15 protein-coding genes and 2 pseudogenes are annotated in these 22,560 nt (G+C 69.3%); 9 read left to right on the top strand and 8 right to left on the bottom strand.

Features of this window, described 5'->3' with window-relative positions:
• Positions 1-481: nucleotide exchange factor GrpE (gene grpE, locus ACLBYD_RS17420; RefSeq protein WP_447817410.1), on the bottom strand; the 481-nt coding region annotated here is incomplete at its 3' end.
• Positions 482-594: 113 nt separating this feature from the next.
• Positions 595-2,422: pseudogene (gene dnaK / locus ACLBYD_RS17415) on the bottom strand (molecular chaperone DnaK).
• 386 nt (positions 2,423-2,808) lie between these two features.
• Between dnaK and ACLBYD_RS17410 the strand changes: the two are divergent.
• Positions 2,809-4,461 (top strand): flavin-containing monooxygenase, encoded by a 1,653-nt coding sequence (locus ACLBYD_RS17410; protein ID WP_447817408.1) that lies wholly within the window; start codon positions 2,809-2,811, stop codon positions 4,459-4,461.
• 72 nt (positions 4,462-4,533) lie between these two features.
• On the opposite strand, the gene ACLBYD_RS17405 is transcribed toward ACLBYD_RS17410, so the two are convergent.
• Together ACLBYD_RS17405 and ACLBYD_RS17400 are read right to left on the bottom strand one after the other, a co-directional pair.
• The gene (locus ACLBYD_RS17405) at positions 4,534-5,367 is read right to left on the bottom strand and encodes a mycofactocin-coupled SDR family oxidoreductase (protein WP_447817407.1); all 834 of its coding nucleotides are present in this window, start codon (positions 5,365-5,367) and stop codon (positions 4,534-4,536) included.
• Positions 5,367-6,176 carry a mycofactocin-coupled SDR family oxidoreductase gene (locus tag ACLBYD_RS17400; RefSeq protein ID WP_447817406.1) on the bottom strand — a complete coding sequence of 270 codons (810 nt, stop codon included), beginning with the start codon at positions 6,174-6,176 and terminating at the stop codon, positions 5,367-5,369. Before ACLBYD_RS17400 ends, ACLBYD_RS17405 begins: the two co-directional genes overlap by 1 nt.
• Positions 6,177-6,382: 206 nt before the next feature.
• Between ACLBYD_RS17400 and ACLBYD_RS17395 the strand changes: the two genes are divergently transcribed.
• The 4 genes from ACLBYD_RS17395 to ACLBYD_RS17380 all read left to right on the top strand — a co-directional run bounded on the left by ACLBYD_RS17395 (position 6,383) and on the right by ACLBYD_RS17380 (position 10,750).
• Entirely contained in the window at positions 6,383-7,603 is a 1,221-nt protein-coding gene (locus ACLBYD_RS17395; protein WP_447817405.1) for a Rieske 2Fe-2S domain-containing protein, read from the top strand.
• Complete coding sequence (locus tag ACLBYD_RS17390) at positions 7,600-8,781, top strand: hydroxylase (RefSeq protein WP_447817404.1); 1,182 nt, start codon at positions 7,600-7,602, stop codon at positions 8,779-8,781. The genes ACLBYD_RS17395 and ACLBYD_RS17390 overlap by 4 nt, the downstream gene beginning before the upstream one ends.
• A gap of 38 nt (positions 8,782-8,819) precedes the next feature.
• Positions 8,820-9,752: a biphenyl-2,3-diol 1,2-dioxygenase gene (bphC, locus tag ACLBYD_RS17385; protein ID WP_447817403.1), complete on the top strand. Its 933-nt coding sequence runs from the start codon at positions 8,820-8,822 to the stop codon at positions 9,750-9,752.
• A gap of 209 nt (positions 9,753-9,961) precedes the next feature.
• Positions 9,962-10,750, top strand: coding sequence for an IclR family transcriptional regulator (locus ACLBYD_RS17380; RefSeq protein ID WP_447817402.1), 789 nt, complete (start codon positions 9,962-9,964; stop codon positions 10,748-10,750).
• 11 nt (positions 10,751-10,761) lie between these two features.
• On the opposite strand, the gene ACLBYD_RS17375 is transcribed toward ACLBYD_RS17380, so the two are convergent.
• A complete protein-coding gene (locus ACLBYD_RS17375) occupies positions 10,762-11,481 on the bottom strand; it encodes a PadR family transcriptional regulator (RefSeq protein ID WP_447817401.1) in 720 nt (239 codons plus the stop codon).
• 151 nt (positions 11,482-11,632) lie between these two features.
• On the opposite strand from ACLBYD_RS17375, the gene ACLBYD_RS17370 reads away from it, so the two are divergent.
• Positions 11,633-11,887: a hypothetical protein gene (locus ACLBYD_RS17370; RefSeq protein WP_159417590.1), complete on the top strand. Its 255-nt coding sequence runs from the start codon at positions 11,633-11,635 to the stop codon at positions 11,885-11,887.
• A 31-nt stretch (positions 11,888-11,918) separates the two neighbouring features.
• Here ACLBYD_RS17370 and ACLBYD_RS17365 read toward each other — a convergent pair whose 3' ends face one another.
• The 3 genes from ACLBYD_RS17365 to ACLBYD_RS17355 all read right to left on the bottom strand — a co-directional run bounded on the left by ACLBYD_RS17365 (position 11,919) and on the right by ACLBYD_RS17355 (position 17,241).
• Positions 11,919-13,373, bottom strand: a complete 1,455-nt coding sequence (locus tag ACLBYD_RS17365; RefSeq protein ID WP_447817400.1) for a dynamin family protein — start codon at positions 13,371-13,373, stop codon at positions 11,919-11,921.
• On the bottom strand, positions 13,370-15,187 hold the full coding sequence (locus tag ACLBYD_RS17360) for a dynamin family protein (RefSeq protein WP_447817399.1): 1,818 nt from the start codon (positions 15,185-15,187) through the stop codon (positions 13,370-13,372). Before ACLBYD_RS17360 ends, ACLBYD_RS17365 begins: the two co-directional genes overlap by 4 nt.
• Positions 15,188-15,258: 71 nt before the next feature.
• A complete protein-coding gene (locus ACLBYD_RS17355; RefSeq protein WP_447817398.1) occupies positions 15,259-17,241 on the bottom strand; it encodes an IniB N-terminal domain-containing protein in 1,983 nt (660 codons plus the stop codon).
• 264 nt (positions 17,242-17,505) lie between these two features.
• Here ACLBYD_RS17355 and ACLBYD_RS17350 point away from each other — a divergent pair, with 264 nt between their 5' ends.
• The 3 genes and pseudogenes from ACLBYD_RS17350 to ACLBYD_RS17340 form a co-directional block, all read left to right on the top strand.
• A complete protein-coding gene (locus tag ACLBYD_RS17350; protein ID WP_447817397.1) occupies positions 17,506-19,320 on the top strand; it encodes an Hsp70 family protein in 1,815 nt (604 codons plus the stop codon).
• A gap of 8 nt (positions 19,321-19,328) precedes the next feature.
• Complete coding sequence (locus ACLBYD_RS17345) at positions 19,329-21,806, top strand: LuxR C-terminal-related transcriptional regulator (RefSeq protein WP_447817396.1); 2,478 nt, start codon at positions 19,329-19,331, stop codon at positions 21,804-21,806.
• A pseudogene (locus ACLBYD_RS17340) lies at positions 21,797-22,560 on the top strand (hypothetical protein); the annotation flags it as partial. The gene ACLBYD_RS17345 and the pseudogene ACLBYD_RS17340, both read left to right, overlap by 10 nt.

The following is a 22,560-nucleotide window of genomic DNA, read 5'->3' as shown; positions in this document are numbered from 1 at the left end:
CCGGATCGCCGTCGGTGACCGTCACCATCGCGTGCCGCAGGATGCGGTCGCCGAAGCGGTAACCCTTGCGGAGCACCGTCCCGAGCACCGGGTGGTGACCGTCGCCTTCCATCTGGACGGCCTCGTGCAGCTCGGGATCGAAGGCGTCGCCTTCCTCGCCGAACGCGACGAGTCCGACACTGTCGAACACACCGGTCAGCTTGCCGGACAGCGCCTTCAGCGGACCCGTCTCCAGGTCGCCGTGGGCGCGGGCCCGGTCGAGGTCGTCGAGGACGTCGAGGAACTTCGCCGCGACGGAGGCCTTGGCCTCCTCCGCGATCGCCGTGCGCTGCGCCTCGGCGCGGCGACGGTAGTTCGCGTACTCCGCGCTCACGCGCTGCAGGTCGGCGGTGCGCTCGGCGAGTTCCTTCGCCTCCTGCGACTGCTCTTCGGTCTGCTCGGCCTTCTCGGCGTCGCCCTCCGCAGGAACCGACTCGATCACCTCGCCCTCCTCGGCGCGCGGCTCCTCGGCGGGGTCGCGCACCTCGAAGGTCTCGGGGTCGATCCGTCGCTTGTCGGTGACGGTCACCGGTTCCTGCTCGGGCTTGTCGGCACTCACTTCTTCTCCGAATCGTTCGGCTCGTCGACGACCTCGGCGTCGACGANCGGCCGCACCGTCACCGGCAGCGGCACCCTCGGCGCCCTGCGCCTCGTAGATGGCCTGGCCGAGGGCCTGCGACTCGGTCGCGAGCTTCTCGACGGCGGCCTTGACCGCGTTGATGTCGGAGCCGGAGAGGGCGTCGTTGGCTTCCTTGATGGCAGCCTCGACCTTCTCCTTGACGTCGGCCGGGACCTTGTCCTCGTTCTCCTTGATGAACTTCTCGGTCTGATGCACGAGCGACTCGGCCTGGTTGCGGACCTCGGCCTCCTCGCGACGCTTGCGGTCCTCCTCGGCGTGCGCCTCGGCGTCCTTGACCATCCGGTCGATCTCTTCCTGGGAGAGGCCGGAGCCCTCCTGGATCCTGATCGTGTTCTCCTTGCCGGTGCCCTTGTCGCGGGCGGTGACGTGGACGATGCCGTTGGCGTCGATGTCGAAGGTCACCTCGATCTGCGGGACACCGCGCGGAGCCGGTGCGATGCCGCCGAGCTCGAACGAGCCGAGCAGCTTGTTGTGCGCCGCGATCTCACGCTCGCCCTGGAAGACCTGGATCTGCACCGACGGTTGGTTGTCGTCGGCGGTGGTGAAGGTCTCCGACCGCTTGGTGGGGATCGTGGTGTTGCGCTCGATGAGCTTGGTCATCACGCCGCCCTTGGTCTCGATACCCAGCGACAGCGGGGTGACGTCGAGCAGCAGCACGTCCTTGACCTCGCCCTTGAGGACGCCGGCCTGCAGGGCTGCGCCCACGGCGACGACCTCGTCGGGGTTCACACCCTTGTTGGGCTCGCGGCCACCGGTGAGCTCGCGCACCAGGTCGGTGACGGCGGGCATACGGGTCGAGCCGCCGACCAGCACGACGTGGTCGATGTCGCCGACGGAGATGCCGGCGTCCTTGACGACCTGCTGGAACGGAGCGCGGGTGCGCTCGAGGAGGTCGCCGGTGATCTTCTGGAACTCCGAGCGGGACAGCTGCTCGTCGAGGAACAGCGGGTTCTTGTCCGCGTCGACGGTGATGTAGGGCAGGTTGATCGAGGTCGACTGCGAGGACGACAGCTCGATCTTGGCCTTCTCGGCAGCCTCGCGCAGACGCTGCAGGGCCATCTTGTCCTTGGTCAGGTCGACGCCGTGCTGCGCCTTGAACTTGTCGACGAGCCAGTTGACGATGCGCTCGTCCCAGTCGTCGCCACCGAGGTGGTTGTCGCCGGAGGTCGCGCGGACCTCGACGACGCCGTCGCCGATCTCGAGGAGGGAGACGTCGAAGGTGCCGCCACCGAGGTCGAAGACCAGGATGGTCTGCTCCTTCTCGCCCTTGTCGAGGCCGTAGGCGAGGGCAGCCGCGGTGGGCTCGTTGACGATGCGCAGGACGTTGAGACCGGCGATGGTGCCGGCTTCCTTCGTGGCCTGACGCTGGGCGTCGTTGAAGTACGCCGGGACGGTGATGACCGCGTCGGTGATGTCCTCACCGAGGTAGGCCTCGGCGTCGCGCTTGAGCTTCATCAGCGTGCGGGCGCTGATCTCCTGCGGCGTGTACTTCTTGTCGTCGATGGCCACGGTCCAGTCCGTGCCGATGTGGCGCTTGACCGAACGGATGGTGCGGTCGACGTTGGTGACCGCCTGGTTCTTGGCGGGCTGGCCCACCAGAACCTCACCGTTCTTCGCGAATGCGACGACGGACGGGGTGGTGCGGGACCCCTCGGCGTTGGCGACCACAACGGGCTCGCCGCCTTCCAGAACGGAAACGACCGAGTTGGTGGTTCCGAGGTCGATGCCGACCGCACGAGCCATAATTTTCCTCCAATGTTCCTGCCGCGACGCGTGTGCGCCGCGAAAACGTTCCATGCCCGACCTGAGCCCGTTCGGCTCAGGTGAGCGCGGTCGACTCAAGCCTGCACCCGAGCGGCTCACGCCGTCAAGTGAAGTTGAGTCGCATGCGCTCAAGTTGTCTGACTCGTCCAACGGCAGGTCGTGGACTTTTGTTCCGAGCGTGGCACAGATCACGTAGCCCTCGGGATCGCGCTGTTCCGCTCGCTCCACCGCGTCCGCGGAAACGACCCGCTGGGCGGGAGAGACCGGTGCCCCGCCCGTTCCCGCAGCCCTAGCGTGAGGCCACTTCATGAACCTCCGTGTCCGTTCCGGGACCGGACCGTTCGCGCTCGTGGAAGGACTCCAAGTTGAACGAACAGGATCCACAATCCGTCGTCACCGCACCCGAGGTCACCTCGTACGACGTCGTCGTGGTCGGGGCCGGCATCGCCGGTCTCTACGCGATCCACCGATTCCGCAGCCAGGGCCTGACGGTCCGCGCGTTCGAGGCCGCGTCCGGGGTGGGCGGGGTCTGGTACTGGAACCGCTACCCCGGCGCGCGCTGCGACGTCGAGTCGATCGACTACTCCTATTCCTTCTCCCCCGAACTCGAGCAGGAGTGGAACTGGAGCGAGAAGTACGCCACCCAGCCCGAGATCCTCGCCTATCTCGAGCACGTCGCCGACCGCTTCGACCTGCGCCGCGACATCCGGTTCGACACCCGCGTCACCTCCGCGGTCCTCGACGAGGACGCCCTGCGCTGGACCGTGCGCACCGACCGCGGCGACGAGGTCTCGGCCCGCTTCCTCGTGGTGGCCGCCGGACCGCTGTCGAACGCGAACACCCCCGCCTTCGACGGTCTCGACCGCTTCACCGGTGACATCGTCCACACGGCCCGCTGGCCCCACGACGGCGTCGACCTCACCGGCAAGCGCGTCGGCGTGATCGGCACCGGATCGTCGGGCATCCAGTCGATCCCGATCATCGCCGACCAGGCCGAACAACTGTTCGTCTTCCAGCGTTCGGCGAACTACAGCATCCCCGCCGGCAACCTGCCGCTCGACGACGCCACCCGCGCCGAGCAGAAGGCGAACTACGCCGAACGACGCCGGCTCTCCCGGGAATCCGGCGGCGGCTCCCCGCACCGGCCGCACCCGAAGTCCGCACTCGAGGTGTCCGAGGAGGAACGACGCGCCGTCTACGAGGAGCGCTGGAAGCTCGGCGGCGTCCTCTACTCCAAGGCGTTCCCCGATCAGCTCACCGATTCCGCCGCCAACGACACCGCCCGCGCGTTCTGGGAGGAGAAGATCCGCGCGGTCGTCGACGATCCCGCGGTCGCCGAACTGCTGATCCCCAAGGACCACGCCATCGGCGCCAAGCGCATCGTCACCGACAGCGGGTACTACGAGACGTACAACCGCGACAACGTCGAACTCGTCGACCTGCGCAGCACCCCGATCGTGGGCATGGACGAGACCGGCATCGTCACCACCGGCGCGCACTACGACCTCGACGTGATCGTCCTCGCGACCGGCTTCGACGCCATGACCGGTTCGCTCGACAAGCTCGAGATCGTCGGCCGGGGCGGTCGAACACTGAAGGAGAAGTGGGCGGCCGGCCCGCAGACCTGTCTCGGGCTCGGCATCGACGGCTTCCCCAACTTCTTCAATCTCACCGGTCCCGGCAGCCCGTCGGTCCTCGCGAACATGGTGTTGCACTCCGAACTCCACGTCGACTGGGTCGCCGACGCGATCGCCTATCTCGATGCGCGCGGCGCCGCCGGTATCGAGGGCACGCCGGAGGCCGTCGCCGACTGGGTGGAGGAATGCCGCAACCGAGCCGAGGCGTCGTTGCTGAACTCCGCGAACTCCTGGTACCTCGGTGCGAACATCCCCGGGCGGCCCCGCGTGTTCATGCCCTTCCTCGGTGGCTTCGGCGTCTACCGCGAGATCATCACGGAGGTGGCCGAATCCGGTTACAAGGGGTTCGCGATCCTCGAGGGCCGAGACCCCGGACGGTAGGACAGAGGACCGACCGGTTGCGCCCGTCGAGCAATTCGTCCGGGCGCAACCGGTGGTGGTCCGACCCAGTGCTTACTTGATGCAGTGACCGGCGTCGACGGGCAGGGTGACACCGGTGATGTAGCGGGACTCCTCGGATGCGAGGAACAGGCTCGCGTTCGCGATGTCCTCGGGTTCGATCAACGGCACCGGGAGCAGGTGCATCGACTGCAGGGCCGTCTCGAACTGCTCCCGCGTCGGGTTCTCGACACCCGGGCAGAAGGTGCGCATCGTGGCCGGGTTCTCCACCATCGTGGTCCGGGTGTTGGCGGGATGGATCGTATTGACTCGCACCCGATGTGGGGCGAGCTCGTTGGCGAGCGACTTCATCAACCCCACCACGCCGTGCTTGGCGGCGGTGTAGTGGCCGACGCTCACGAGCCCGCGCAGACCGGCGATCGAACTGACGAGCACGATCGAGCCCCCGCGACCCCCTGTCACGATGTGCGGGATCGCGGCCTTGCACGTGCGCCACACGCCCGTGAGGTTGACGTCGAGCATGGTCTGCCAGCGTTCGGAGTCCATCTCCGTCGCCCGGCCCGACGAACTGATGCCCGCCGTCGCGCACACGACGTCGAGCCGGCCGAGCGCCGTGACCCCCTGCGCCACCGCGTCGTCGAGCGACGGTTGATCGCGCACGTCCACCTCGAAGGCGCAGATCTTCCGTCCGAACGATTCCACCAGTCGCACGGTCTCGGCGAGATCGGCCGGTGATGCGCCGGGAGTGGTCGCGTGGTCCACCGGGGCGCACACGTCGACGGCGACGATGTCGGCGCCTTCCTGCGCGAACCGCACCGCCTGGGCGCGGCCCATCCCCCGTGCCGCGCCGGTGATCAGCGCGACCTTACGGTCCAGACGTCCACTCATCACGCCACCTTCTGGGTCAGGCCGCCGTCGACGACCATCTGCAGACCGGTGACGTAACGGGATTCGTCGGATGCGAGGAACAACACCGCATTGCTCACGTCCACCGGTTCGACCCACGGCACGCGCAGCAGCGTCTTCGTCGACAGCACCTCCGCGACATCGTCGGCGGTGGGCGCCTCGAGATCGGGGCGCAACCGAGCGAAGGTCGCAGGGTTGAGCGTCATCGGTGTCGCCGCCGCACCCGGATGAACGGTGTTGACACGGATCGCCCGCGCCCCGAGTTCGTTCGCCAGGGTCTTGGCCAGGCCCGTGACCGCATGCTTCGCCGCCGAATAGTGCGACGCTCCCGGTACGGCCTTGATCGCGGCGGTGGAGCTGATGATGATCACCGAACCACCGGCGGGATCGAGTTCGGCGACACCGGCTTTGACGGTGTGCCACGTTCCGGTGAGGTTGACGTCGATCGACCGGTTCCAGATCTCGTCGTCGATCTCCCAGGACGGGCCCGGATTGTCGCTGATACCGGCGTTCGCTACGACGACGTCGAGCGGTCCGAGCTCGGACACTCCGGCCTGCACCGCCGCGACCACGGCGTCGAAGTCGCGGACGTCCGCTGTGCCAGTGACGCTCCGGCGGCCCGTCGCCCGGACGAGGCGGGCGGTCTCGTCCAGTTCGGCCTCCGTGCGACCGCCCGGCAGATCCAGCGCGACGATGTCGGCACCCTCCTCGGCCAGCCGCGTCGCGCATGCGCGCCCGAGCCCACCTGCGGCACCCGTGATCAGCGCGACCTTCCCGGTCATCCGTGTCATGGAACGTTCCTTTCGCCGTGACGTGTCGCGACGCTAACGACCGGTGACGCCGATCCGGGAGGTCTTCTCCCGTGTGACGGGAGGCGTCCTTCCCACCGACTCGACGCGTTCCATCCAGCGGGAGACATGCTTCACGCGGCGAGTGACCGACGAGTTCCATGAGGCGCATCACAAGTCTCTCCACCACTGACGGCACGGAGGAATTCATGTCCATCGACACCGCACGCTCCACATCGGACGACGACGTCGAGATCCGCGAGATCCAGGCCGCGGCCGCTCCGGCCCGCTTCGCCCGTGGCTGGCACTGCCTCGGCCTGCTCCGCGACTTCCAGGACGGCAAGCCGCACTCCATCGAGGCCTTCGGCACCAAGTTGGTCGTGTTCGCCGACAGCAAGGGGCAGCTCAACGTCCTCGACGCCTACTGCCGGCACATGGGTGGCGACCTGAGCCGCGGTGAGGTCAAGGGCGACTCGATCGCGTGCCCGTTCCACGACTGGCGCTGGAACGGCAAGGGCAAGTGCACCGACATCCCCTACGCCCGGCGTGTCCCGCCGATCGCGAAGACCCGCGCCTGGACGACCCTCGAACGCAACGGCCAGCTGTACGTGTGGAACGACCCGCAGGGCAATCCGCCGCCGGAGGACGTCACCATCCCGGAGATCGCCGGTTACGGCACCGACGAGTGGACGGACTGGAGCTGGAAGAGCCTGCGTATCAAGGGTTCGCACTGCCGTGAGATCGTCGACAACGTCGTCGACATGGCGCACTTCTTCTACATCCACTACTCGTTCCCGCGCTATTTCAAGAACGTCTTCGAGGGCCACACCGCCACGCAGTACATGCACTCGACCGGTCGCGAGGACGTCGTCTCCGGCACCAACTACGACGACCCCAACGCCGAACTGCGCTCGGAAGCGACTTATTTCGGGCCGTCGTACATGATCGACTGGCTCGAATCGGACGCCAATGGCCAGACCATCGAGACGGTTCTCATCAACTGCCACTACCCGGTGAGCAACAACGAGTTCGTGCTGCAGTACGGCGCGATCGTCAAGAAGCTCCCGGGTGTGTCGGACGAGATGGCCGCCGGGATGGCCGCGCAGTTCGCCGAGGGTGTGCAGCTCGGTTTCGAGCAGGACGTCGAGATATGGAAGAACAAGGCACCCATCGACAATCCGCTGCTGTCCGAGGAGGACGGCCCGGTCTACCAGCTGCGTCGCTGGTACCAGCAGTTCTACGTCGATGTCGAGGACATCACCGAGGACATGACCAAGCGCTTCGAGTTCGAGATCGACACCACCCGGGCGGTCGCGAGCTGGCAGAAGGAGGTCGCGGAGAACATCGCGAAGCAGACCGAAGGCTCGACCGCGACCCCCTGGAGCCCCCTCCTCGCATCCCCCACCCCACCAGAAGGAACACGATCATGAGCTACGAAGTCCTGGCCGGCATCGAGGCCGCGGCCGACGACATCTTCCTCGAAGGCGTCGAGGCCGAACGAATCGGCAAGGTCGCCGACGCGACCGTCAAGCGCATGAAGGAGTCCGGCTCCATCCGCATGCTGCAGCCCAAAGAGCACGGCGGTTTCGAGTCGCATCCGCGCGAGTTCGCCGAGACGGTCATGCGGATGGCGTCGCTCAACCCCTCGGCCGGCTGGGTCCACGGTATCGTGGGCGTACATCCCTGGCAGCTCGCGTTCGCCGATCCCAGGGTCCAGCAGGAGGTCTGGGGCCAGGACCAGGACACGTGGCTCGCGTCGCCGTACATGCCGGGTGGCATGTGTGTTCCGGTCGACGGTGGCTACAAGTTCTCCGGCAGGTGGTCGTTCTCGTCGGGTACCGACCACTGCGATTGGGCGTTTCTCGGCGCGATGGCGTGCAATCCGGACGGCAGCGTGCAGATGCCGCCGCGCATGTTGCACGTGATCATCCCGCGGTCCGACTACCGGATCATCGACGACTCGTGGGACGTCGTGGGTCTGCGAGGGACGGGGTCGAAGGACGTCGTCGTCAAGGACGCGTTCGTGCCGGACTACCGCGTCATGGACTGCGACGAGGTCATCGACGGCACCGCCGTCCGCAAATACGGCCGCACCGAGTCGCTGTACCTGATGCCGTGGTCGAACATGTTCCCGCTCGGGATCACCTCGGCCACCATCGGCATCTGCGAGGGTCTGCTGCACCACGCCAACGCGTACCAGCGCGAGCGCATCAACCCGCAGGGCACGGCCGTCAAGGACGATCCCTACACCCTGTTCGCGATCGGTGAGGCCACGGCGAAACTGCGGTCGGCGCGGGATTCGTTGCTCGCCAACGTCGATCGTATGTGGGACATCGTCGATTCCGGGAAGACGCCGACCTTCGAGCAGCGTGCCCTCGGCCGCGAGACCCAGGTGAACGCCGCCTGGCAGGCCGTCACGGCCGTCGATCAGGTCTACGCCCGGTGCGGCGGTAACGCACTGCGGATGGACAAGCCGATGCAGCGTTTCTGGCGCGACGCGCACGCGGGTTTGCACCACGCGATCCACGTCCCGGGCACGGTCTACCACGCGGCGACGCTGAGCGGCCTCGGCGTGGACCCGCAGGGTCCGCTGCGGGCGATGATCTGACCTTTCACCACATCCGAATCGACAACGGAGACAACAGTATGAGCAAGCCCGACGTCGGCAGCTTCGGCACCGACATCCGCGGTCTGGGATACGTGAGGATCCAGACGAACGACATGGAGCGCTGGCGGAAGTTCGCCTTCGAGGTCCTCGGCTTCGCCCAGGGATCCGGCCCGGAGGAGAACGCCCTGTACCTGCGCATGGACGAGCGCAGCGCGCGCATCGTGGTGGTGCCGGGCGAGGACGACCGGGTCGTCACGATCGGCTGGGAGGTCCGCGACCGCGCGGCGCTGGCACGCGTCCAGGCGGCCGTCGAGGCGGCCGGGGTGGCGGTCAAGCCGCTGTCGGTCGAGGAAGCCGACCTGCGCCGGGTGGAGGAGGTCATCACCTTCCAGGACCCGAGCGGCGCGACCCTCGAGGTCTTCCACGGTCCGGTGCTCGACCACAGCCCTGTGGTCACACCGTTCGGCGCGAAGTTCGTGACGGGCGCGCAGGGACTCGGCCACGTCGTCCTGCCGGTCACCGACATCAACGGCACCTTCGACTTCTACACCGAGGTTCTCGGCTTCCTGCCGCGCGGCGCCTTCCGGTTGCCGGCACCGCCTGAGTTCGGGCCGATGCGCCTGCGCTTTTTGGGGGTCAACCAGCGCCATCACAGCCTCGCGCTGATTCCTGCCCCGCACGGTGGCGCCCCGGGCCTGATCCACCTCATGGTCGAGGTCGACACACTCGATGCCGTCGGCCAGGCTCTCGACCGGGTCGTCAAGGACGGCTTCTCGGTGTCGTCGACGCTGGGCCGCCACACCAACGACAAGATGGTGTCGTTCTACGTCCGCGCCCCCGGCGGCTGGGACATCGAGTTCGGTACCGACGGGCAGGTCGTGGACGAGACGTCCTACACGTCCGAGGAGATCACCGCCGATAGCTACTGGGGCCACGACTGGTCCGGCAGCGAGCCGCTCGCCGCCATGTGATACCGCAGCTCCGCACTTTCCGGACAACTGCAGATCGCTCCCCGAAGAGGGGGAACCCCGTCCACCAGGACAGCGGGTTCCCCCTCTTCGGCATGCAATCTCGGTGATCCACTTCACAAAACCGCGCGCGTATGTCACTATTCCTAATAGAAATACCCACGTCAGTTGGGTTTCGTGGCGATTCTCGCCCCTGATCGAGGGAGATATCGGTGACCGCACCCGCGACTGCAGACTCCACCCCCACCGCGATTCTCGAACGGATCTCGCTCGTCCTGGACGCCTTCGACGGCCCCGGACGACTCACGCTCGCCCAGGTCGTCAGGCGAACCGGGCTGCCCCGCTCGTCCGCCCATCGGATGCTCGAACGACTCGTCGAGATGCGGTGGCTGCGCCGCGAGGGCCGCGACTACGAACTCGGCACCCGCTTGATGGAGCTCGGCTCGATCGCCGTCCACCAGAACCGCCTGCACAGTGCCGCCGCCCCGATCCTGCACGACCTGCACCGCGCCACCGGCTACGTCGTGCACCTCGGCGTACTCGACGGACCCGACGTGCTCTACCTCGACAAGGTCGGTGGCCGGCTCGCGACGGAACTGCCCACCCGCGTCGGCAGTCGCTATCCCGCACGCAATTCCGCGATCGGCAAGGCCCTGCTCGCCTACACCCCGCAGAGCACCCACGACCTCGCCGATCTCACCCCCGAACTGCGCAAGGTCCGTGAGACGGGTGTGGCGTACGAGGTGGCCCGGATCTCCGGCGGGATCGGCATCATCGCCGTCCCGATCGGCTCCGTCGGCGATGTCGTCGCCGCCCTGTCCATCTGCGGACCGACCAGCCATCTCAAGTTCGACCACCGCCACGCCGCCCCGGTCCGTATGGCGGCGAACGCGATCCACCGATCGCTCACGGGACGCCCCCGCACCACGCCGGTCGCGCCGCGACCGCACCACCAGGGCCTGTCCGCAGCGACGGCACAGCCCCGCCTGCAGTACGCCTGAACGGCGCCGACTCAGCTGCGCTCGCGCCGTTCGAGCCCGCGCTGTTCGAGACCCAGGACGAAGTCCTCCACGTCGCGCCAGGACCCGGCGACCTGCGGAACGGGATTGCCCAGTTCGTCGCGGTCCTGGACGGACGAGAACGTCTCGGCCGCCTCGTCGATGTCGGCCAGGACCTGCTTCGCCAGATCGATCTCGGCCTGGAAGTAGCGTTCGGACCAGACCAGGCTCATGCGGGAGAACGCCCATGCCGGTTCGCGGTTGGCGTGATCGCCGTGCAACTTCGCCCGCTCCCGCATGGACTCCATGTTCTCGATGTGCGACCGGACGAGCTTCTTCAGTTCGTCGGGCTCGTTGAGATGCCCCATCCACAGTCGCAGCATGAGGCCGTGCTTGAGGACCGGCTGTTCGACGGGCGCAGCCCGCGACCAGTTCCGCACGGCACGGGTGCCGCGTTCGGTGATGCGGTAGACGCGGCGGCCGCGTTCCCCCGGCTCGGACACCATCTCCGACTCGGCCAGTCCTGCCGCCTCGAGCTTCTTCAGTTCGGCGTAGATCTGGCTGACGGACGGACTCCAGTAGAAGAAGCCGATGCTCCAGTCCGCCCACTTCTTCAGGTCGTAACCGGTGAGTCCCTCACCGAAGGTGAGCATGCCCAGAACGGCCCAACTCGTGGCGGGCAGCGACGGGTAACTGTCGTCGGAAGCATCGGCGACAGGCTCGATCTCGGGCATGATCGAAGCGTAACAGCCCAGGTAGATGCGGGTGCGGCGCGCGGTCTTCCGCCCACTGAGCGGAACGCGCTCTCCCGTTCGGCGGGAGAACGGGCGACTCGGCCGGTCGCCGCAACTACCGTCGCTGTCACAGCCCCCAGGAGGTCCGATCATGGAAAGCGTCACCTGCAACCACTGCAGCAATCGCGTCCTCGTCGAGAAGTACAGCGAGGCACACACCAGCATCCAGTGGCTCGACGACGCCGACAGCGTCTGCCCCGAGTTCGCGCAGGCCCGCACCGCCCAGGAGGGTCGCGCCTGGATCCCCACCTGCCACAAACTGCAGCAGACGATCGACGACCTGATCGTCTCGGGCCAGATCGGTCTGTCGCTGCGCAGTTACCCGGTACCCGGCCGCCTCGAATGACTGCGGCCGGCCACCGGACTCCCTCCGATGGCTACCGCACCCCCGCGACCAGCCCTTCCGCACTGCGCGCCGCCACCGACGCAGCCTTCGCGGTGAACGGATCGAGCAGCGGATGCTCGGCGCGGGATCGCCAGTGCCGTACCGCATCGACGGCTGCCGCGCGGATCTCGGCGGGCGACGCGTCGTCGGCGAGACCGAGGCGCCGGGTGGCGCCGATCCCGGATCCACCGACCACACGCTGCAGCGCCTGGACCTCCTCGTCGGGCAGTGACACCGACGACGACCGCAGTCTGCCCAACAGGCGGAGTTCGGCGAAGCCGTGGTCGTCGGCCAGTTCGCGTCGCACGGCTCCCAGCAGCTCGTGGTCGCCGCACGCGTGCAGCACCCGCTCGAGCGCCAGCAGCGCCGAATGGGTCTTGAGCTGATCGGCACGCTGACCGAACTGCACGTCGATGACCTGACGCAGCTCGTCGAGCCCGCTGCGCGCGACGAGTTCGGCGGCGAGGGACGGTGAATCGCGCGCGCCGAGCTGCACGAGCAGCACTGCGGTGCGGATGCCGAACAGACCGAACCGGTCGACGAGACGCGCCCGCATCCCGGGGTCGACGGGCAGGTCGACGTCGGGCCGCGCGAAACGGTCGGCCGACAGCATCGCGACCTGCAGTTGTTCCGCCGGCACCTGTGCGAGCGCCTCGAAGGCCGCGAACTCGTTCTGCCGCAGGGTCCGTGCGGCGAGGGCGAGCAACCCGGCGACCGGCACGACCGCCTGGCACAGTCCGGTGCGTTCGAGTTCGTCGGTGAATCTCGCCGCGACCTGCTTGGCCGACATCATCGCGTCGGCACGACCCGCACCGACCTCGTCGGCGCGCGATACCACCCCGACGATGCCGAGCGGTCCCGATCCCCCGCCGACGTGCCGGCCGATCCGTTCGAGGAACTCGACGTCGGCGGCTCCGAGCGAACGCATCAGGTAGACGACGGCGTCGGCACCGGAGGCCGATTCCTCCGGGGTGAGCAGCGCCAGGGTCCGCGCCGACACGTCCTGCGACAACGACGACGTGCCCGGGGTGTCGATGATGGTGGTCTGCGCCAGCGCGCTGGCCGGCCATTCGACGTCGATGAAGTCGACGCGGTCGGCGGTGAGTTCGCCGAGGTCGAAGGTCAGACGACCGTCGGGACGCTGCACGGGCACCGATATGTGGCGGTCCCCGTCGTACCAGGCGTTCACCGACGGCACCGGTCCGTTGCGGTACCACGTGACGACGCGCGTGCACTCCGTCGCATCGGTGGGCGCGATGTCCTGTCCCACGAGCGCGTTGAGCAGTGTCGATTTGCCGGCCTTGAGAGACCCGGCGAGCGCGACCCGCAACGGCTGATCGAGTCGCGCGGCGCAGTGGTCGAGCCGGTCCGCGACGGCCGGGTCCCCACCGTACGACGCGCGTGCCCGGTCGAGCAGGGCGCGGGCACGCGCGAGAGCCGGGGTCACGCCGACACTCCCGCGAGTTCCGCGGCGCGCTCGCGCAATCGGCTCAGTTCCGCGACCTGCGTGTCGAGTTCACCGATCCGACGGCGGCGTTCCTGTTCCTGCACGGTCGCGGCCTGACGGGTCGCTTCGAGCGACTCGTCGAGCGAACGCAGTGTCTGCTCTGCGATCTCGGTGAAGTGATCGCGCAACTGACGCTGGATGAGCCGGAGCCGGTCCTTCGATTCCTTGCCGACCTGGAAGCTCACGTCGTCGGTGAAGGCGCGGATCGCGTTCTTCGCGTCGGCGCGGCGTCTGGCGAGCCGGACCTGCTTGTCGTCGCGATACGCCTTGGTGCCCAGGACGACTCCGGCTCCCACCGAGATCGGGTTCACGAGCGCCATTCCCATCAGGGTGGTGACGAGACCGAACATCAGCACGCCGCCGTAGGAACCCTTCATGCCGACGAGCACCTTCTGACCGATACCGATCCGGCCGGATTCGAGATCGGACAGGTTCTCGACGGGCTCGAGCAGTTTCGACAGGTCGCCGAGATGCAGCGAGGGCAGGGACGCGTCGTCGAGCGCGAAGTGTTCCGCGACCCTGCCGGCGAGGATCTCGGCGCGTTCGTGCGCCCACACGAAGTTGTCACCGACGGATTCGGCGACCTGTTCGGCGAGCCACTGCCCCAGCCGCGGCCATTCCTTGCCCGGATCACAGTCGTCCACGGACGCTTCGGCGTCGCGGGTCACCGTGCGCAGCCGGTCGCGCAGGTCGTGGTCGATGTCGGCCGCGAGATCCGCGATGCCGTCCGACAACGTGATCTGCCACCGCGCCGCCCGCGTCCGCAACGCCTCGGTCGCGGCGCGTGCCCGGTGCAGGTCCTCGATCGCGGCGTTCCCGGAGTCGGGGTCGCGCAGGGCGGCGAGTTCGCTCTCGCATCCGAGTGCGAGATGGTCGACGACGGTCTTCACATCGTGCGCCACCGACAGTCGCGCCGAGTCGGCGTTGCGCGCGACCACCTGTTCGCGCAGGAAGTCGTAAATCGCGTCGAAGCCGGATTCCTGCTGCAGCGAGGCGTCTTCGGTGCGCAGGGCGTACTCGCGCAGCAGGGACGAGACGGATAGCAGCGGCAGGTCGATCCCGGCTCGCTGCAGGTGTTCGCGGTCGGCGTCGACGATCGCGCGCCAGTGCGGATACACGTCCGTCTTGGTGACGAGCACCGCCGACGCCGGGCACAACGTCTGCACCTGTCGCAGGAACGACATCTCCGGTGCGGTGAACTCCTGACTCGCATCCGAGACGACGAAGACCGCATCCGCGGTGGCCAGGAGCGTCAATGTGGCTGCTGTGTGCGGATTTCCGTGCCCGCCCACACCCGGGGTGTCGACGAACACGAGCCCGTCGGCGAGCAACGGACTCGGCACGCTCACCTCGAGCCGTTCGACGTCCCGGCCGGCGCTGCGCGGCGCGACCTGCTGCAGGTCGTCGAAGGGCACGGCGATGCGCGGCGCCGAACCGGTCGGGACGAGTTCGGCGGACGGCTCCTGCCCGTGTTGCACGAGCGTGGGGACCGCGGTGGTCTCGTCGTCGCCGACGGAACACACCTCGAGGCCGAGCAGAGCGTTCACGAACCGGCTCTTGCCCTGGTTCAGACCCCCGACGACGACCACCCGCAGTCGCGGGTCGGAGACCTTCGTGCGGGCGGCCGTCAACCGGTCGGTGAGATCGTTGCGCCCGGCGCTGCGAGAGCGCGCGATCGCGGAGTCGATCAGGTCGAGGAGCGCTCGGCGTCTCGAGGGATCGGATGGATGCTGCGTATCCGGTGAATGCTGCATGGGCTGCGTCGACTCGCCTTCCGTCGGTGCGGGCTCCGGACATTATGTCCCGGAGCCCGCACCGCTGCGGGTCAGGGCAGCAGTTCGTCGAGCTCGGTGGAGTCGGTGGCGCCGAGCGACGAGTCGCCACCGGCGCCGGCGAACAGGCCGCCGCCGAGACCGGAGGTCGCGGTGAGACCACCCTCGCCGAACAAGCCCGCAGCTCCCGAGGCAGAGCCGAAGACGTCCTCGCCGACCGATGCCCAGCTGTCCGCACCGCCCGACAGGGCCGTATCGACCCCGCCCGACAGGGCCGTCCCCACCTGCGTGGACAGTTCGGCACCGAGGTCGGCTGCGCTCTCCAGACCGCCGGAGACACCGAGGTCGGCAGCCGCGCCCAGGTCTGCTGCACCACCGAGATCCAACGCGTTCTCGAAATCGGTGGCTGCACCCAGGTCGACCGACGTTCCCAGTCCACCGGCCGCGCCGATCGCCGCGCCGAGGTCCGCTCCCACGTTCACTCCGGCCCCGAGTTCCGCCGCCGCGTCCAGTGCGCCGTCGAGGGCGTAGCCGAGCTGACCGGTGGCTTCGGCACCGGCATCGAGGCTGCCGCCGATCGTCGTCGCGAGCTGCGTGCCGAGATCGGCACCCGCATCGAGGGACGCCGACCCTGCGGCCGTCTCGAGTGCACTGCCGAGTTGCAGGCCGAGCTCGGCGCCGGCCGAACCGCCGGTCGCGAAGGTCGAGCCGAGGACGGAAGACAGATCCGATCCGAGGTTCGTCCCCGCCTGCACGGTCGAATCGACGGTCGCGCCGATACCGGTGGTCGAGCCGATGGCGACGTTCAGCGCCGACGACAGTTCGGTGGCCGCGGTGGTCTCGAGGCCGAGCGCGCCTCCGAGCACCCCGCCGACCAGCGTGCCGAGTTCGATGCCCGTCCCGGCCTCAGCGTCGATCTCGCCGCCACCGGAGAGGACCGCGTCGAGGTCGACGCCGCCGAGCAGACCACCCTGCGCGCTGCTCTCGATGACGGTCCCCAGCGCGGCGCCGAGATCGGCCGCAGCTCCACCGCCCGCTCCGAGCAGGGCCGAGAGGGACGCACCGAGGCCGAGCGTCGCGCCCACACCGGCGTCGAGACCGGCGGAAAGGTCGGTTCCGAGTCCGGCCCCGAGGTCGGCCACACCACCGAGGACGCCGCCCAGGCTCGTGCCGAGCGCGCCGGTCAGTTCCGTGCCCACGCCGAGAACGCCACCGAGGGTCGTGCCGAGTGCGGCACCGAGTTCGGCACCGCCCTCGAGGGCCGCGGTGAGTTCGGTCGAGAAGGTGCCGCCGACGTCGACGGCCGATTCCAGCAGGCCACCGAGGGCAAGCCCGATGTCGGCGCCGAGGGTGCCGCCGATGCCCAAGGCTCCTTCGAGGGTCGTGGCGAGATCTGCGCCGAGGCCGCCCGAGGCCTCGACGGCCGCGTCGATCGCCGCGGCCAGGTCTGCAGCGGCACCGACGCCCAGGCCGAGCCCACCTTCGAGCGCTCCGGCCACGGCACCTCCGACGTCGAAGGATCCGCCGAGTTCGAGGCCTGCGTCGAGAGCACCACCGAGTGCTGCACCCAGGGAAGCGCCGAGTTCGCCACCGGCTTCGAGCGCCGCGCCGAGCTGCGCGGTGAGATCGGCGACGATCCCGGTCTGCGCGCCGATGGTCCCGCCGAGATCCAGACCTCCTCCGAGACCGAGACCCCCACCGAGACCGGCTCCGACACCGAGACCCAGGCCCGCGGCGCCACCGAGGCCCACTGCGCCACCGAGGCCCGCTGCTCCGCCCAGACCGGCTGCGGCGGTGCCTGCGATCGACGCCCCGACGTTCGCCGCGCCGTTCAGCGCTGCGGTCAGTTCGGCGGCGGTTCCGGCGAACAGACCACTGTCCGCAACGAGCGGGGCGACGGCGACGATGTCGGCGTGGCACACGTCGTCCAATCCGGCTTCGGCGAGGACGGCCTCGGGGTTGCTGCAGTACCGCGCGAGTTCCTTCTCGTCGCGGAACAGGCTGAGGATGAAGTCGAGTACGGCGTTGGTGGCCATCGCGTGTCTCCTGAGTCGTCGGGATCTACGGACGACGCTACGAAACGGCCGGTCGCGGGCACAGGGGGTGCGGCCCCCTGCCCGCCGTCGACCGTTAGGGGATCGAGGTTCGGGGGCATGGGGGTAGTTAGGGGATAGTCCCTACGATCGGGCCGGTGGCGGCGTGGGCGCTAACGGGCCGCGCGGCGGGAACGACAGGCTCATCGAGACCGAACGGTGGAACGAGATCGCGGACCGATGTCCGCCCAGAACACGGGAGCGTGCATGTATTCAGGACTCGGCGTCACGATCGGGACGGTCAACTCGGTGGCCCTCACCGTGCTCGACCAGCCCCGAGCCGGCGATCCCAGCGTTCTGTCGGTCCCCACCGAACTCCACCTCCCCGAGGGCGGAGCCCTCGTCCTCGGCGCCGGTACCCCGACCCCCGGTACGCAGGTGTTCTCCGGCTATGCGGCCCGGGTCGGCGATCCGGTCGGTATCCTCGCCGACGACGGCTCCACCTACCTCGGTGAGGATCTCGTCGCGTCGACCGTGGCCTGCCTGCAGTACCGCACCGGCACCTCCGATGTGCCGACAATGCTGGCGCATCCCGCCGCGTGGTCGGCTCACACCGTCGAGGCCTTACAGGCGGCACTCGTCCGCACCGGCGTGACCGCACGGACGATCCCCGAACCGATCGCGGCGGTGCGCTGGCTCGACGCCACCCACGGGCCGCTGGGAGACGACGTGACGGTGGTCTACGACCTCGGTGCGCGCAGCCTCGACGTCACCGTCGTGCAGGGCGGCGCCCATCCCATGCTGCTGGGCCGCCCTTTGAGCAGCGACGACATTTCCGGCGATCACCTCGACCATCTCGTCACCACCTATCTGCTGGAAACGCTCGGCGGGGACTCGACCGGCCTCGATCCGTTCGATTCCGCGACCGTCGCGGCACTCGCCGACTTCCGCGGTCGGTGCCGCGCGGCGAAGGAGGCACTGTCCAGCGACACCGAGACGGTGGTGCCGGTCGCGCTGCCCGGCCTGCACCGCGACCTGCGTCTGGTGCGCAGCGAGTTCGAGGAACTCGCCCGGGAACCGCTCGAGACGTCGCTCGCCGTGGTGCAGGACGCGATCCGCGGGGCCGGGCTCGATCGTTCGGACATCGGACGCGTACTGCTGATCGGTGGTGGCTCGTCCACCCCGCTCGTCACCGAACTGATTTCGTCGCAGCTGGGTCTGCCGATCGTCTCGTCGACGCGACCGGCCTTCACCGCAGCGCACGGAGCCGCGCTCGCAGCGGCCGAGGCAGGTGCCGCAACTGTGGCTGCCCCGGTGACGCCTCCTGCACCTGTCGTCGACGACGAACCCGAGACCGTCGCGCTCCCGGTGGTGCCCGCCGCTGAGGCGCCGCCGGTCGCCGCCGCGCATCGGCCTGCGGTCGTCGACACCGGGTCCGGCACACCCTCACGCGCCCGTGCCCGCTCGTTCGCGCTGGTGGGTGCCGCTGTCGCTGCCGTCGTCGTCCTCGCCGGGGGTGGACTGGCGATCGGCACCCTGTCGTCGGAGGCCGAGACACCCGGTTCGGAGGTGGGTCCGTCGAGCGAGGTCGTAGCCGGTAACCCGACCACCACCGCGACCGTCCCCGGTACGACCGTCCCCGGCACGACCGGCGCGCAGCCGTCCGAGGCGGGAACCGCCGTCCCGATCCGGGTGCAGGGACCGGACGGCACCGTGACCGCTGTCCCGGTCGCCGCGACGCCCGCTTCCGGCGCCGCACCCACCGGCGCTGTACCTGCGCCGGACCCGACCGCACCCGCGCCGGTAGCACCCGGTCAAAGCCCGCAGGCACCCCAGCCCGCGCCGCAACCCGCTCCTGCCCCGGCGCCCGCCCCTCAGCCCGCGCCGCAACCGACCCCGCCGAGCACGGGTGGCAGCGGCGTCGGCGACGCCCTGTCCGGCGCAGGTCAGGGTGCCGGTGCGGTCGTCGAGGGTGTCGGTAACGGCGTCGGCGGGGTGCTCGACGGCACCGGCAACGTGGTCGGGGGTGTCCTCGACGGCACGGGGCAGGTCGTCGGCGGACTGCTCGGAACCGGACGCTGACCGATCCGATGACGTCCGCTTCCGCCCCTCCGCGACGCCCGGTCCCCCGGGAGGTCACGCGTGCCCTGACCGTAGCCGCTCCCCCGCGACTGCTGCTCGTCGGCGGCACCGGAAGCGGGAAATCCGCCGTACTCGCTTCGCTCCGAACCGATCTCGGCGACACCCGCATCGTCGACGACGCACACCGCATGACCGCCGCGGAACTGCACGAGCTCGTCGACCACATCCGGAATGCGCCGACGGGAATCGTCGTGGCCACCGAAGCTCGACCCCACCGAGCCGAGATGCGTTCGCTGACCGCAGCGTTCGCAGGAAACGGGACAGTGGTGGAACTGGGTGCGTGGACGCCCCGTGAGATCGCCGGTCGCGCGGCATCGTTCGAGCTTCGGCTCGCGCCACCCCAGGTGCGTGCCCTGCACCGCCTCACGGGCGGCGTACCGCATCTCGTCGACACCGCCCTCGAAGCCGTGCGGACGGAGGGCGATGTCCGGCAGGCCGTCGAGGAGGGGATCCGCCGGCAGCTCCTCGCCGATCTCGATCTCACCGCAGCCCTGGCGCTCGTCGATCTCGGTGCGGCGCTCGATCCCGGCGAACTCTCCGCCGTACTCGACATCCCTGTCGAGCACGCCCTCGACCTCGCCGATGCCGCACGTGCGAGCGGATTGCTCGGGACCGACGCCGCGAGCCTCACCGCCGGGGCGAGCGGTGTGCCCGCTGCAGTGCTCGGCAGACACAACCTCGTCGCAGTCACGCGTCGCCTCCTCGCGACCCGTATCGATGCCGGAACGCTCACGCCGCAGCTCGCCCGAGGCCTCGCGACGATCGGCCTCACCGACCCGCACCTCGCCGATCGGCTCGTCGCATTCGCGGCCGACGCGCCGCCTCGCGAGGCCGCCGATCTTCTCGACGCCGCCGTACCGGCCGGAGCCGATCCCGCGACCCTTGCGGTGCGGCGAGCCGAAATCGCCTTCGCGACAGGGGATCTCGAGCGAGCCGAGCAGATCACCGATCAGCTGCTCGACCGAGCCGACACGGCGGACCTCGACGACGTGCGCGCCGCCACCCGGATCTCCGCGAGCATCGCCGCGCATCGCGGCATGCTCGACCGCAGCGCCGACCTGTTCGAATGGCTCGGCCCCGAACGGGTCGGTACGGACGCTCCTCTCGCCGCCACTGTGCTGCTCGCCGCCGGACGCCCCTCGGCCGCAGAACATCTCCGCGGTGCCGCCGTCTCGGGTGCGCCGACCTCTGCGGCCTCCGCCGCACGACTGCTCGAGGAGGGCCTGCGCGAATCCGTCGGCGGCGACGGCCGGATCGCGATGAACCGTCTCGCCCGCGCCCTGACGAGCCTCGGCTCCGACGGTTCGTTGCGCGCCTGGCCCGACACGGTCGACGCCGTCGCCGCACTGCTGTGTCTGCACTCGGGTGAACTCCGGCACGCACGCGCGATCCTCGACCGTCCGGAGACGCCCACCGTGCGCAATCGCATCCTGGTGGCGTGGACCGAGATGCTCGGCGGTGATCTCACCGCCGCCGCGGCCACCGCCGAGGCCGTCGCTCCCGAGGTGACCGGGCAGCGCGACCTCCTCTTCTTCCACGCCCTGCAGGTCGGGTTGGCACGACGCAACGCCGACCTCGGAGCGTTGACGGTGCGATGGCAGGCCGCGCAGTCGGTCGTCGCCGAGTACTCCGTCGACCTGTTCGGATTGCTGCCCCTGGGTGAACTGTGGCTGGCCGCCGTCCGCCTGGGGGAGTCCGCGCGGGTCGCGCACCTCGTCGCCGGTGCCCGCGCGCTGCTCACCACCCTAGACGAGCCGCCGCTGTGGGGTGCGGCGCTGCACTGGTACGGAGTGCAGGCCGCGATCACCGCGGACCGTCCGGCCGACCTCGTCCCGCACGCCCGCGCGCTGGCGCTGGCCGCTGAGACCACTGCCTACGCCGCGGTGCTCGCGCGGGCCGGGCATGCATGGCTCTCGGTGCTGCGCGGTGAGGTCGACGCGACGCGCATCCGCGAGGCGGCCGAGTCCCTCGCGTCCGTGGGTCTTCCGTGGGACGGCGCGAAGCTCGCGGGAGAAGCAGCGCTGCGGACGGACGACACCACCGTCGCCACCGGATTACTGCAGGTCGCGCGGACGATCCGGCAGGACGGCCCGGCCGGTCGCGCACCGGTCGACGTCGCCCCAACCGCTCCCCCGAGCGTTCCGGACGAATCACCCCTCGGCGCACGGGAGAAGCCGGGTGCATTGTCCGAGCGCGAGGCGCAGGTGGCCGATCTGGTGGTTTCGGGCCTCACCTACCGAGAGGTAGGAAACCACCTGTACATTTCCGCGAAGACCGTGGAACATCATGTCGCCCGTATCCGGCGCCGACTCGGTGCCGGTTCCCGCTCGGAGCTCCTGTCATTGCTCCGGGCCATGGGGCACGGCGCAGATGTACCCCGTCACACACACTCCGACCGGAATGGAGGCAAGCCGGCATGTCCGTAGGCGTAGGCCTGAGGGTGGGGACCACCGTGTCGTCGGTTGCGGTCACCTCGCCGACGCCGGGACGGCCGGACCCCGCACCGATCGAGCGGTTCACCGCCGTCCACCTGCACTCCGACGGCACCGCGACACTGGGCGACCACGACGTCGTCGACGGGCACACCAGCTCCTTCACCGGCTTCGTCGACCGCCTCGGCCACTCCGGTGGTGTCCGCGCCAACGACGGTTCGCTCTCCCGCGCCGAGGACCTCGTCGCCACGGCCATGGAATGCCTCCTCGCCGACGCGGCCTCCCTCATCGGCGACACCCCGTACACCTCAGTGGCGACGCACCCCACCGACTGGCCGAGCTCGACGGTCGCGGTACTGCGCAACGCCCTCGACTACGTCGGGTTGCGTCACGTCTCGCTCGTCTCCGACGCCGAGGCCGCCGCGGCATGGTTCGAATCGCAGGTCGCGCACCAGACCGGACGGCTCCTCGCGGTCTACCACATCGACCCGCAGGGCTCGACCGTCACGCTCGTGCGCTCGGGAGTCGCGGCGGGTAAGGCCTTCCGATTCCCCGAGGACGACGCTCCGTCGGTCGCCGCGCAGCTCTCGTCGGCGCTCGGCGCGTTCGGCTGGCTCGTGAGCAACCTCGACGCCATCGTCGTCACGATCGACGAAGCGGTGGATCCGAGCGCCGCGCAGCTCGTCGCACAGTCGGTGAAGACCGGTCTCGGTGTGCGGTGTGCCCTGGCGCCCGCCCCGCACCAGAC

It is taken from the genome of Rhodococcus sp. C26F (assembly GCF_053345925.1).
Note: the sequence above shows the minus strand (reverse complement) of the source record. Positions and strands in the feature narration are given on the sequence as shown.

Excerpts from the sequence above, each read along its gene's own strand:
- ACLBYD_RS17405 (WP_447817407.1), bottom strand. The coding sequence starts at position 5,367 with ATGAGTGGACGTCTGGACCGTAAGGTCGCGCTGATCACCGGCGCGGCA.
- ACLBYD_RS17400 (WP_447817406.1), bottom strand. The coding sequence starts at position 6,176 with ATGACACGGATGACCGGGAAGGTCGCGCTGATCACGGGTGCCGCAGGT.
- ACLBYD_RS17395 (WP_447817405.1), top strand. The coding sequence starts at position 6,383 with ATGTCCATCGACACCGCACGCTCCACATCGGACGACGACGTCGAGATC.
- ACLBYD_RS17390 (WP_447817404.1), top strand. The coding sequence starts at position 7,600 with ATGAGCTACGAAGTCCTGGCCGGCATCGAGGCCGCGGCCGACGACATC.
- bphC (WP_447817403.1), top strand. The coding sequence starts at position 8,820 with ATGAGCAAGCCCGACGTCGGCAGCTTCGGCACCGACATCCGCGGTCTG.
- ACLBYD_RS17375 (WP_447817401.1), bottom strand. The coding sequence starts at position 11,481 with ATGCCCGAGATCGAGCCTGTCGCCGATGCTTCCGACGACAGTTACCCG.
- ACLBYD_RS17370 (WP_159417590.1), top strand. The coding sequence starts at position 11,633 with ATGGAAAGCGTCACCTGCAACCACTGCAGCAATCGCGTCCTCGTCGAG.
- ACLBYD_RS17360 (WP_447817399.1), bottom strand. The coding sequence starts at position 15,187 with ATGCAGCATTCACCGGATACGCAGCATCCATCCGATCCCTCGAGACGC.
- ACLBYD_RS17355 (WP_447817398.1), bottom strand. The coding sequence starts at position 17,241 with ATGGCCACCAACGCCGTACTCGACTTCATCCTCAGCCTGTTCCGCGAC.
- ACLBYD_RS17350 (WP_447817397.1), top strand. The coding sequence starts at position 17,506 with ATGTATTCAGGACTCGGCGTCACGATCGGGACGGTCAACTCGGTGGCC.
- ACLBYD_RS17345 (WP_447817396.1), top strand. The coding sequence starts at position 19,329 with ATGACGTCCGCTTCCGCCCCTCCGCGACGCCCGGTCCCCCGGGAGGTC.